This window comes from Microcoleus sp. OTE_8_concoct_300 (assembly GCF_031383065.1).
Taxonomy (GTDB): domain Bacteria; phylum Cyanobacteriota; class Cyanobacteriia; order Cyanobacteriales; family Microcoleaceae; genus Microcoleus.
This window is the reverse complement of record NZ_JANMZH010000735.1, coordinates 1-11,629: the sequence shown is the minus strand read 5'-3', so window position 1 is coordinate 11,629 and position 11,629 is coordinate 1. Positions and strand designations below refer to the sequence as shown.

Here is an 11,629-nt window from a genome sequence, read left to right as displayed (position 1 = left end):
ATTTTTGTTTGAGCGACATCTTCCAAAAGTAACAGTTAGCTTCCTTGCTCCCTAACCTCAGGCGTTTTTTTAGCCAATTCTGACTTTGCACAAAGTTATTTAACTATAAAAAAACACGTGCTATAGCGATCCTAAATCATTAGACCTCTTGCAAAAATAACTAGGACGGGCAAGATGCCCATCCCACAAGAATTATTTTTTCTTGTGGGATGGGCATCTTGCCCGTCCAATAAATTTATGTAAAGGACTTTTGCAAGAGGTGTAAAGTTGGGGGCTAATTTTTTTGACGTTCGATCGTAATTTCTAGTTAAAGAGATTTTAAGGGCGATTCCCTACGGGATAGCTACGCACGCGCGTACTTTGTAGCTCATCTAATTCTCAATTTTAGATTAAACCCGCAACAAAAGCTACCACTCTCTATTAAAATTAGCAGAAAAGCTCGATCGGGTGCAGCAATGAAAGCTAAAAATTTCCCACAATTAGCATTACTATCGCTGGTATGTGTCGCCTGTGTGCAAAACCCATTGGCACAAGCACCCGCCGCATCGTCCGCACCCAATATCCCAACTCCTACGCCAATTCAAACTCCATCAATTTCACCTCCCGTTCAAACACCAAGAGCACAAGAAACCGCCGCATCGCCCGCACCCAATACTCCAACTCCTACGCCAATTCAAACTCAATCTCCCAATCCTACACCAATTCCGACTCAAACGAGTTTAGAGGTTGCCCAGAAACCTACAAACTCTCTGCCACCTACGCAAACTTACGACCTCCGGGTTATCACTAACCAACTATGGCGACGGCTGACAAAAATTACCTTTGGTGAAGATAGCATTATAGTGACTATGGCGATTACAAATGGTAGCAAGGAAGTTGTAATGCTTAATGGTAAAGATGGTATGTATCTCTACGACAACTATAACCAACGATATAATTTATTACCTCCCTCCACAAATACCCAAATTCTGATTAAACCAGGCACTACGCTCAAAGGGCAGTTTGTATTCGTAGGTTGGTTACAACCGAAAGCCAAGTATTTGGGGCTATATTCCACTATAAATGATGGTAGCTCTATTACCCTATTCGACAATATTCCCATTAACAGGTAATTGAGAAATGACCAAGCTAATTAGACTGATTAATACTACGATAATCTCATCAGTGCTTTTCGCCACCTCATCCTCTGATTTGGCTGCCAGTAAATCCGCGAAAGTCGATACTGTTGAATCAGAATCAACAGCAGTTACAACCTTAGAAACAATACCAATTACTCCTACTACAGTAAAAGTTGAAATTCTTGCTCAGACTACAGTAAAAATTGAGAATATCACCGCCAATCAAACTGCCACAGAGGAGCAGCTACCAACTCAAATAACAACCGAGACTGTCAAAAACATTGAAACAGAGTTGAACGCCGAAAAAGTACCTGAAGGCATCAGAATTAATGTGCCAGAAACTATTTTATTTGATTTTGACAAATATAACGTCCGCGCCCAAGCTAAACCCACTCTCACCAAGCTCAATCTGCTGCTGAGACATTACAAAAACGCCCAAATTTTCATCAACGGACACACCGACAACCACGGGGAAGATTCCTATAATCTCGAACTTTCCCAGAAGCGAGCCGCCGCGGTAAAATATTATTTTATTAACGTTTTCAAGGTGCAGAGTACCCGAATGCAAACCAAAGGGTACGGCAAAACTAAACCGATTTTTCCTAATAATAATTTAGACGGTTCAGACAACCCGGTGGGGAGGGAGAAAAACCGCCGCGTTGAGTTAATTATTAAAACATAGGAATTAGATTTTTTTACCGCAGATGCACGCAGATTAACGCTGATAAAGAGGGATTTTATAATGGTTTAATCTGTTGTTAAAATCCTAAATCCATTTTGGCAGCTTCAGCTTCTGCAAATACTTGTTCGTCGGGCATTTCTTGCCAGTCTATATCCCCGATTTCCCTGTAGAATTGCTCGTCGTAAGGACGAGTCTGTACGACTACGGGCATGGGTACGGCGTGGCCCAAAACTAATGCTTGCTGTTTGGAGTCTAGTTTTGCCAAAACTGAACGCAAACTCTGCCCTCCTGAAACGCCGGTAAAAATAGCATCGATGTCTTTATCGTCGTTTAGCAAAGCTGTGATCCGGGTGCCGACTTGCGACATGACTTCGGCGTCGATGCCGGAGGGACGCTGGTCTACAATCAGTAGGGTTACGAAGTATTTTCGCATTTCTCTGGCAATTGTACCGAAAATAGTCGATCGCACGATCGCCGGATCGAGAAAGCGGTGAGCTTCCTCTATGGTAATCACCAAGGGCTGCGGGCGATCGCACGGATTTTTACTCTGCAAAAACTTCTCTGCTTTCCGCACATAAGCTTGGTGAATGCGCCGAGTAATCACGTTTGCCGCCAACATATACGACAGCAAATCCGAGTGCGAACCGAACTCAATTACTACATTTTTTCCACCATCTAAACACTGCAAAACTTCAGTTACATAATTTTTAGGACAGCGTTTCCGAATGTATTTCAAATCATTCAGTCGCTCTAGTTTGCGCTGCAAAGCCATAATCGAAGATTTATTTCCCCGCTTTTCTTCGCAAAACATTTGGATATCTTCGTTGGTCATTTCCAGCAACTTGTTGATCCAACCACTTCCCAACTCATTTCGCAAAATAATCGCATTTTCAATACTAGCTTCCGACAAATTTAACTCGCGCTGCACTAGGGCGATGTCTTCCACTTCAATTTGATCGAAACTCAAAAACAACTCTTGAGCGTCGCGGACTCCCCGGCGTTTGGTCGATTCTGGATCAAGGGTATAAATCTGAATTTTATCGGGAAACAACTGCCGCAAACCTTTAACAGTGCTGAACTGTTTCCCTTCGGAAACAGCTTCCCACCCGTACTCCGAGTGCATATCGAAAATTAAATTAACAGCAGCTTGCTTGCGAATAATTCCCGATAGAAGCAAGCGAGTCAGAAAAGATTTTCCCGTTCCCGACTTGCCAAAAACTCCGTTGCTGCGTTCCACAAACCTGTCTAAATCCAAGCACACAGCAACGTCCATGTCAATCGGTTTGCCGATCGCAAAATTGCGGCGGTATGGGTCATCTTCCCAGCCAAAAACTGCCCGAAAATCGGTTTCTTTGGCATCAAACACCTGGGAAAAGTGGCTAGGAATAGTTTTGACCGGCAGCAACTCAATATCCGCACCCGTTTGTGACTCAAAAGAAGCCAAATTTCCTAAGGCCAACTTGTTCTCGCGGACTGGGCCGCCTAGGGGGTCGAAAATTGCCTGCTGTTTTTCTCGTTCTGCAGTCAACATCAACATCGGCGAGAGTTCTATCGTACCGTAGGTGCTGCTACCGGCTAGCACTGCTAGAAGAAAATCGTCGTTGGGATTGGGAGGATTCGATAAAATGCGAGCGCTGGAAGTTCCGAGAGACACGTCGGTGAGCATACAGAAAAAGTGCGATCGCACCCCCCGCACTACTAGAAATTTCCCCACCCTCATATCTTCCACCGAAACATCGGCGTGCAGTCGCACTTCTAATCCCTTGCTCAGGGAACCTTGAATAACAGAGCCTAACGGTCGATCCATTTTAGATTTTAGATTTTAGATTTTAGATTGTTAATAATCGAGCAATTTTCGCTGGGAGCTTTTTTATTTTTGATTTTCGATTGTTAACAGTCAACTAATTACCATTCGGATTCTAGTGGCACTTCAAAAAAACTCGGTTTCAGCTCTATATCGGTCAAATCCGTTTCGCTCAAATAAGCGTCTGTCAAAAATATCCCTTTTAAACTTGCGCCTTTGAGGTTAACACCTTTGAGGTTAGCACCTCTGAGATTAACCCGGAATAAATGAGCATCGCTTAAGTCTACCTCAGTTAAATCTGCTCCCTCCAAATTTACTCTCATCAAATCTGCTTTTCTAAGGTCAGCTTCGTTTAACTTCGCGCCGCTGAGGTCAGCTTTTGTCAAGTCTACACCTCTTAAGTCTGCCCCGCTCAAGTTAGCGAACAGCAAAGTAGCTCCGGTGAAATCTGTCTCCCTCAAATCGGCATCGCTTAAATTAGCGCCACTGAGGTCTGCCCTTGTTAAGTCTACACCCCGGAGGTCAGCAGAACTCAAGTTTACTTCCTTTAAAATTGCGCCGCTTAAATCGGCTCCTCTCAAATCTGTTCCCTCCAAGTTTGCACCTTTGAGGTCAGCTTTTTTTAAGCTAGCTCTGCTGAGGTCTACATTTTTGAGATTGACCGAACTTAAGTTAGAACCGCTCAAATTAGCTCCACTTAAATCTGACCCGTTTAAGTCGGCTCCGGTTAAGTTTACCCCTTGCAGCGATACATTGGGAGCAATCAAATAAGCTCCGCCCTGACTGGGGTCGATACCTTCTGAAAACAAAGTCTTCTTGCTATAAACAGATTTTTCTAAAATCGTGGCGTTCAAACTGGCTTCCCTCAAGTCTGCTCCGCTGAGGTTGGCTCCTGCTAAGTTTGCCCGATCGAGTTTTGCGCCAAATAAAATAGCTTTGTATAAATTTGTCCGGCGCAAATCGGCTCCTTTTAAATCGGCTTCGGTCAAATCTACCATAGCCAGATTTAAGCCCGGGAGCGAAGCATTGGGAGCTAGCAAAAATGCTCCCATTGCACCCGGGTCAATATCCTCGGGAAAGATAGTCCGGTTGTTGTATACGGCCTTGTCTAAAATGGCGTTGCTCAACTGAGAACCGCGGAAATCGGCTCCGCTGAGGTTGGCTCTGGTTAAGTTGGCTTCCTGGAGATTTGCTCCAACTAAATTAGCCTTGATCAAACTTGCGCCTTTGAGGTTGGCACCCACGAGTTCGGCTCCTACGAGAGTAGCTTCTCGGAGGACAGCACGGCTCAAATCGGCTCTAGTGAGGTTAGCTAAATTGAGAAATGATTCAGCTAAATCCGCCCCGCTGAGATTGGCGCCGGTGAGGTCGGCGTCGATCAGGTCTGCATACCTGAGAATAGCGTTGCTGAGGTTGGTTTCTCGGAGGTCGGTGCCTCTGAGGTTGGCTCCCCGGAGTTCCGCACCTCCGAGGTTGGCGCCTTTAAGCGCTTGTCCCCTGAGGTCGAGCCGGTGCAGTAACTCACCAGCGTTCATTTCCATATCAATGCGCCCTCTCTATTCCGATACTTTTTTCCTAACATTTGAAATCAAGTTAGATATTCTGAAAGTACCTTTGCTGAGTTCTGGTCAAAACCATTGTAATCATCAATTGCCACAACTGGCGAATCTGGCGGATAGTGTTCGGGAATATCGTCAATGGCTACCCAAGGTAAATTTTCTGCTTGATTTTGCCGCAGATACTCCAGAACTTCCTGGTGTCGTAGATATTTGTGTTGGTGAATATTTTGGGGATTGAGGAAAGGGGTGAATCCGATAATACGGCTAGCGATATCTGGTGAAAACAATGGAGGGATTACCTCGAAGGGGAATACTTCACGCCAAGAGGATGAAATTACTACTCGTGCATGATAGATAGGAACGAAGGACATTTTCAAATTGATTAAGGCAAGCTGAATTAAATTTCCTTATGTTTGCTGGCGCTCCATATTTCTCATGTATTCTGTTAGGAATAAGGACACCATCAATATCTAAAAAAATTAACATTAACTAAAATTCCCATTGAATGATTTAATAACTCTTAATACTTGTTAAAAAGATAAATGTGCATCTATAGCAGTTCTCAAGCGTGGTGAGGTATGCCCTATGCCCTATGCCCTATGCCCTATGCCCTATGGACGTCGGGTACCTCATGTTACACAGAAAGGCTATACGATACTCTCTTAAGTGTTCGCTGCCTCGACTTTTTAGACTGCCGTTAACATTGTTATTCACTGTTTTTCTGGGCAGTTGCTTTCTGACGAAAGGAAGATGTTGGTATCAACAAGTATTGTTTGGAAATTCACTGTTTTTCTGGGCTTTGACCTTCCCCCCTGCTGGGATAGGGGGGAAGGCTTTTACCTTCTGCCTTCAGGGAATAGGGGCAAAACTGTAGATTTTTTGAGGTTCGAGCCGATCGCAAATTCCGACTAATTCCGACAAAGGGAATGTCTCGCGATCGAGCTGGACTTGCAGGGTTTTGAGCGGATCTGCACCGGAGGAAACCATCAATTCTAATGTTTGCAAATTCGGGTCGGTGCTGAGGTCGGCCAGAATGTGGCGGATCGCCTTGACGTAAGGATGGTTTGCCTCAGAGTACCAGTCGGGGGCTGCGAGTCCGGCTTGATCGAAGCCAAGGTGAACGATGAGGGAGCCTTCTCCGAAAAGCGCTATTCCCACCGGCCGCGCTTCTTCTTGCAGCAGCAAGTGCTGGCTAGCCGCCAAATGCCGCAGTTTCTCCAGGTGTTCGTACCGATTTTGAATGGCAGAATCTTCCTCTTTTCCTTCTGCTTTCTGGCTTCTGGCTTCTTCCTTCGTTTCGTTCCACTGAATCGCCACGGTTACTAAATAAGTTTGCAGCAGCATATGACCGAGTTTTTCGGCTTTTGTTGCCAGATAGATCGAGTTGTAATCTGTGGCTTCAATCAGTAAGGGGACGCGATCGGCTACTTCAATTCCGTAACCTTTCAAACCTGCAATTTTGCGGGGGTTGTTGGTAATCAACCGAATTTTTTTAACTCCCAAATCGTTGAGCATTTGCGCTCCGACGCCGTAGTTCCGCAAGTCGGCGGGAAATCCCAACCGCTCGTTGGCTTCTACGGTATCGAATCCCAAATCTTGCAGCGAGTAAGCTTTTAGTTTATTTACCAATCCAATGCCCCGACCTTCTTGGCGCAAGTAAACTATGACGCCAGAACCGACATTTTCGATCATTTTCAGTGCCGCTTGCAATTGCATCCGGCAGTCGCAGCGCAGGGAACCCAAAGCATCGCCGGTCAGGCATTCGGAATGCACCCGCACCATCACGGGTTTGTCTTTAAATTCTGCCGGGTCGCCCTTGACAATAGCAACGTGTTCTGAGTTGTCTTGGGTGTCGCGGTAGGCGTAAATCATAAACTCGCCGAATTGAGTGGGCAATTTGGCGACGGTTTCGCGGCGGACGAATCGATCGTGCTTGAGCCGGTAGCTAATTAAGTCAGCAATACTGATTATTTTGAGCTTGTGGGTTTTGGCGTAGTCGATTAATTCGGGCAACCTCGCCATCGAACCGTCGGAGTTTTGAATTTCGCAGATGACGCCGCTGGGATACAGCCCGGCGAGTCTGGCAAGGTCAACCGAGGCCTCGGTGTGACCGGCGCGTTTGAGGACGCCACCGTCTATCGCCCGCAGGGGGAAAATGTGACCGGGACGGCGCAAGTCTTGAGGTTTGGTGTCCGGGTGGATGGCTACTTGGATGGTGCGCGCCCTGTCTTCGGCGGAGATGCCGGTACTGACGCCGTTGACTGCATCGATGCTGACGGTGAAGGCAGTTTGGTTGTTGTCGGTGTTTTTGGTGACCATGAGGGGCAGTTCCAGGCGATCGAGCCTTTCGCCGCTCAAAGCCAGACAAATCAAACCCCGGGCGTTCACCGCCATAAAATTGATGTTGTCGGGGGTGGCGAATTGGGCGGCACAAATCACGTCGCCTTCGTTTTCGCGATTTTCGTCATCGACTACTACCAGGGGGCGACCTGCTTTGAGGTCTACGAGGGCGCTGTCAATTGAGTCAAATTGAAAGGATTGAGTTGAGGTGTTGTTATTTTGCACTGAGGAGTTCAAGCTATAAACAGTAATGTTATGGAAATAGAATGTATTTTCGATTGTAACCTTTTGTTTCCGACAGGGCGATTCCCCAGTCCAGATGAGTTTGACAATATTTTTGAACTCACTTACTATAAATTTTGTACTTTGTCAACAAAATAGCTCCCTAATATTTCATGAGCTTGACTGATATCGCGAAACTTTTAGGTAAACCGTACTTCCAAGCTCCTAATTGCTTAATTTATAACATGGATTGTTTGGAAGCATTGAAGTTGCTGCCGGATCAATTTGTAGATTTAACCGTTACCAGCGGGCCTTATAACATCGGCAAAGAGTAGGAAAAATCCTTGGTGTTAGATGAGTATTTCAACTGGTGCGAGCAATGGATAGCAGGGGTTTAGCGGGTAACGATCGATCGAGGAGCATTTGGGCTGAATTTAGGTTATTTGTCAATTCGCGATCGGGCCAAAGCAATTCCGATTTCCTACCTGCTTTGGGACAAAGTGCCTTTTTATCTGATTCAAGAAGTTGTCTGGAACTACGGCGCGCCAGTTGCGGGCAGAAAGTTCTTTTCACCCCGCAATGAAAAGTTTCTCTGGTATGTGAAAAATCAATACAAATATACATTTAATTTGGATGAAGGGCTATTCTGGATTTGTAGTGGAAAGGGTAGTGTGAGCGTCTCGCTCACGCAGGCTTTCCGGCCTGTACCACGGAAAGTTTTATTTTTATAATCACCTAAAACTCAGGATAGCCGTCTAGCCTGTTGAAAAATTCTCCTCTCATTCGTTTGTCTTATGAGTAACAACGCCCGCGTCAAAACAATTCTGATTCTGGCAGCTAATCCCAAAAATACGGCTCCCTTGCGATTGGATCAAGAAATCCGGGAAATTGACGAAGGATTGCGAAGGGCAAATAAACGAGAACTGTATAAATTAGAACAAAAATGGGCGGTGCGTTCCCGTGATTTTTACCGGGCTATCTTAGATTATCAACCGCACATTGTTCACTTTTGCGGACATGGTGCGGGAGAAGAGGGAATTGTCCTAGAAGATGATACCGGAAAAATGGCGCTGGTGCAGACAGATGCCCTCGCTAGTATGTTTAAATTGTTTGCCAAAAAAGGTGTAGAGTGCGTAATTCTCAATGCTTGTTATTCGGAAGTACAGGCAGAGGCAATTAGCCAATACGTTAATTATGTAGTTGGCATGAATAGAGCCGTGGGAGATAGAGCAGCACTTGCTTTTGCGGTAGCGTTTTATGATGCTATTGCTGCTGAGTATGGGGTGGAAGAAGCCTATGAGTTAGGTCGTTCTCAGATGATGAGCTTTCGGGAAAACGAAATTCCTGTTCTCAAGACAAAAAAAATACTTAATTCGGCGAGTGATGATATTGCAATTAATTTAGAAGAAGTTATTCCGCCTAACCCTTACCAAGGATTAGCTGCTTTTGGAGAAGAAGATGCAGACTTCTTTTTTGGGCAAGAAAAATTTGTGAATAACTTAGCGGAAGTAACCCACAAACAGCCCTTGGTAGCGGTGGTTGGGCCAAGTGGAAGTGGTAAGTCTTCTGTGGTATTTGCGGGATTAATTCCCAAATTGCGAAAAGAGGGAAACTGGTTAATTGAAATTTTGCGTCCGGGGAAAGAACCGTTTTTGCCGTTAGCGTCTGCCTTGGTGCGGCAATTAGAACCAGAAGCAGGTGAAACTCAACAACTGCGGTCAGCGGTGGGATTAGCAGGTGATATGCAGCAAGGTAGAATCACTTTGCTGCAAGTGGTATCTCGGATTTTAGAGCGCAACTCAGGTAAACGGTTGTTGTTGGTTGCAGACCAATTTGAGGAACTGTACACGCTTTGTCAAGTAAAGGAAGAACAGGAACGTTTTGCTAATGAGTTGCTAACGGCGATCGCTCAAAAAAATATTACATTAGTTTTGACGTTACGCGCTGACTTTTACGGTTATGTGCTTTCCTATCGTCCGTTTCGGGATGCTTTGCAGGAGTTTACACCACAATTGCTTAGTTCCATGAAACGGGAAGAATTACAACAAGCCATTGAATTGCCGGCTCAAAAATTAGAAATACAATTAGAGCCCCAATTAACTCAACGAATTCTCGATGATGTGGGAGAAGAACCAGGGAATTTACCCTTATTGGAATTTGCCCTCACTCGGTTATGGGAAAAACAAATCAACCGAGAGTTAACTCACCAAGCTTATGAAGAAATTGGCGGGGTTAAAAAAGCCATTGCCAATCATGCCGAGCAAATTTATCAAAAACTAAGCAAAACAGAGAAAAAGCAGGCACAGCGAATATTTGTGCAATTAGTGCGTCCAGGGGAAGGAACGGAGGATACCAGGCGCGTTGCTACCCGTGCCGAAGTGGGGGAAGATAATTGGAATTTGGTAAGTTATTTAGCTGGATATCAAGCGCGTTTGGTAGTCACAGGCCGGCAAGAACAGGAAGATACGGTAGAAGTAGTGCATGAAGCACTGATTCGAGAATGGGGAACTCTGCGCGAGTTGATGAATGCAAACCGTCAGTTTCGGACTTGGCAAGAACGGCTGAAGGTGGCATTACAAGAGTGGAAAAATAACAACCATGATGCTGGAGGGTTATTACGGGGTGCGTCGTTGACTGTGGCAGAAGATTGGTTGCGTCAACGTGCCGGTGAGATGACGCAGGAGGAGCGAGATTTTATTCAGGTTAGCGTTAAAGAACGGGATAGAGAGAGACAGGTACGGGAACGCAGACGGCGACTAACAATTATCGGGCTAAGTAGCTTTTCGGTGATAGCTTTGGGTTTAGCAGGAGTAGCAGGTGTTGGTTGGTGGAGTGCTGCTATTAATCAAATTAATTCTCTGGCTCAATATTCCGATGCACTTTTGAATTTAGATCCGTCAAAAGCTGTAAAAACAAGTTTAAAAGCAGTTGTGCTAATGCGGCGTACACCCTGGGTAGATGCCAATACCCGCACCCAAGTAGAACTATCATTATTAAATATAGTTTCCAATGTGGCAGCACCAAACACTTTGGGCGGACACGCAAGCACCGTTGATGGCGTTAGCTTCAGCCCCGACGGCAAACTGCTAGCAACTAGCAGTGATGACAACACAGTGAAACTGTGGGATACCACCACAGGCAAACAAATCAAAACCCTCACGGGGCATACAGGCCCAGTTTGGGGCATCAGTTTCAGCCCCGATGGCAAGCTGCTAGCAACTGGCAGTGATGACAAGACACTGAAACTGTGGGATATCAGTCAAGGCAAACAAATCAATACCTTCATCGGGCATAAAGACAGACTTAATGCCGTCAGTTTCAGCCCTAATGGCAAGCTGCTGGCAACTGGCAGTAATGACAAGACAGTGAAACTGTGGGATACCACCACAGGCAAACAAATCAATAACCTCACTGGCCATAAAAACATAGTGACTAGCGTCAGCTTCAGCCCCGATGGTAAGCAGCTAGCTTCTGGTAGTTTTGACCAAACCGTAAAACTGTGGAATACCCTCACGGGCAAACAAATCAATACCCTCACGGGGCATACAGGCCCAGTTTGGGGCATCAGCTTCAACCCTAATGGTAAACAGTTAGCTTCTGGTAGTTTTGACAAGACAGTAAAACTGTGGGATACCCTTACGGGCAAACAAATCAATACCCTCACTGGGCATACAAGCTCAGTGAGGAGCATCAGCTTCAACCCTAATGGTAAACAGTTAGCTTCTGGCAGTGCTGACAAGACAGTGAAACTGTGGGATACCCGCACGGGCAAACAAATCAATACCCTTACTGGGCATAAAAACAAAGTGACTAGCGTCAGCTTCAGCCCCGAAGGTAAGCAGCTAGCTTCTGGTAGTTTTGACCAAACGGTAAAACTGTGGAATACCCTCACGGGCAAACAAAT

9 protein-coding genes are annotated in these 11,629 nt (G+C 45.6%); 5 read left to right on the top strand and 4 right to left on the bottom strand.

All coding sequences use genetic code 11. The annotated features are described in order from the left end of the window. The first annotated feature begins 455 nt into the window (after positions 1 to 455). Together ACUVJL_RS32945 and ACUVJL_RS32940 are read left to right on the top strand one after the other, a co-directional pair. On the top strand, positions 456 to 1,112 hold the full coding sequence (locus tag ACUVJL_RS32945) for a hypothetical protein (RefSeq protein WP_445249680.1): 657 nt from the start codon (positions 456 to 458) through the stop codon (positions 1,110 to 1,112). Positions 1,113 to 1,119: 7 nt separating this feature from the next. After that, entirely contained in the window at positions 1,120 to 1,800 is a 681-nt protein-coding gene (locus tag ACUVJL_RS32940) for an OmpA family protein (RefSeq protein WP_445249679.1), read from the top strand. A 76-nt stretch (positions 1,801 to 1,876) separates the two neighbouring features. On the opposite strand, the gene ACUVJL_RS32935 is transcribed toward ACUVJL_RS32940, so the two are convergent. The 4 genes from ACUVJL_RS32935 to ribBA form a co-directional block, all read right to left on the bottom strand. Then, positions 1,877 to 3,607, bottom strand: coding sequence for a helicase HerA domain-containing protein (locus tag ACUVJL_RS32935; protein WP_445249678.1), 1,731 nt, complete (start codon positions 3,605 to 3,607; stop codon positions 1,877 to 1,879). Positions 3,608 to 3,705: 98 nt separating this feature from the next. Continuing rightward, on the bottom strand, positions 3,706 to 5,145 hold the full coding sequence (locus tag ACUVJL_RS32930; RefSeq protein ID WP_445249677.1) for a pentapeptide repeat-containing protein: 1,440 nt from the start codon (positions 5,143 to 5,145) through the stop codon (positions 3,706 to 3,708). 47 nt (positions 5,146 to 5,192) lie between these two features. After that, complete coding sequence (locus ACUVJL_RS32925) at positions 5,193 to 5,534, bottom strand: HAD domain-containing protein (protein ID WP_445249676.1); 342 nt, start codon at positions 5,532 to 5,534, stop codon at positions 5,193 to 5,195. A gap of 478 nt (positions 5,535 to 6,012) precedes the next feature. Next, the gene (gene ribBA / locus ACUVJL_RS32920) at positions 6,013 to 7,728 is read right to left on the bottom strand and encodes a bifunctional 3,4-dihydroxy-2-butanone-4-phosphate synthase/GTP cyclohydrolase II (RefSeq protein ID WP_445249675.1); all 1,716 of its coding nucleotides are present in this window, start codon (positions 7,726 to 7,728) and stop codon (positions 6,013 to 6,015) included. Positions 7,729 to 7,898: 170 nt separating this feature from the next. Between ribBA and ACUVJL_RS32915 the strand changes: the two genes are divergently transcribed. From ACUVJL_RS32915 to ACUVJL_RS32905, 3 genes are all read left to right on the top strand, one after another. Continuing rightward, complete coding sequence (locus ACUVJL_RS32915) at positions 7,899 to 8,060, top strand: hypothetical protein (RefSeq protein WP_445249674.1); 162 nt, start codon at positions 7,899 to 7,901, stop codon at positions 8,058 to 8,060. A 108-nt stretch (positions 8,061 to 8,168) separates the two neighbouring features. Then, positions 8,169 to 8,456: a hypothetical protein gene (locus ACUVJL_RS32910; RefSeq protein ID WP_445249673.1), complete on the top strand. Its 288-nt coding sequence runs from the start codon at positions 8,169 to 8,171 to the stop codon at positions 8,454 to 8,456. A gap of 63 nt (positions 8,457 to 8,519) precedes the next feature. Next, positions 8,520 to 11,629: nSTAND1 domain-containing NTPase (locus ACUVJL_RS32905; protein WP_445249672.1), on the top strand; the 3,110-nt coding region annotated here is incomplete at its 3' end.

Bases quoted from the DNA above. Each gene is read 5' to 3' on its own strand.
- ACUVJL_RS32945 (WP_445249680.1), top strand. From the start codon at position 456: ATGAAAGCTAAAAATTTCCCACAATTAGCATTACTATCGCTGGTATGT.
- ACUVJL_RS32940 (WP_445249679.1), top strand. From the start codon at position 1,120: ATGACCAAGCTAATTAGACTGATTAATACTACGATAATCTCATCAGTG.
- ACUVJL_RS32935 (WP_445249678.1), bottom strand. From the start codon at position 3,607: ATGGATCGACCGTTAGGCTCTGTTATTCAAGGTTCCCTGAGCAAGGGA.
- ACUVJL_RS32930 (WP_445249677.1), bottom strand. From the start codon at position 5,145: ATGGAAATGAACGCTGGTGAGTTACTGCACCGGCTCGACCTCAGGGGA.
- ACUVJL_RS32925 (WP_445249676.1), bottom strand. From the start codon at position 5,534: ATGTCCTTCGTTCCTATCTATCATGCACGAGTAGTAATTTCATCCTCT.
- ACUVJL_RS32915 (WP_445249674.1), top strand. From the start codon at position 7,899: ATGAGCTTGACTGATATCGCGAAACTTTTAGGTAAACCGTACTTCCAA.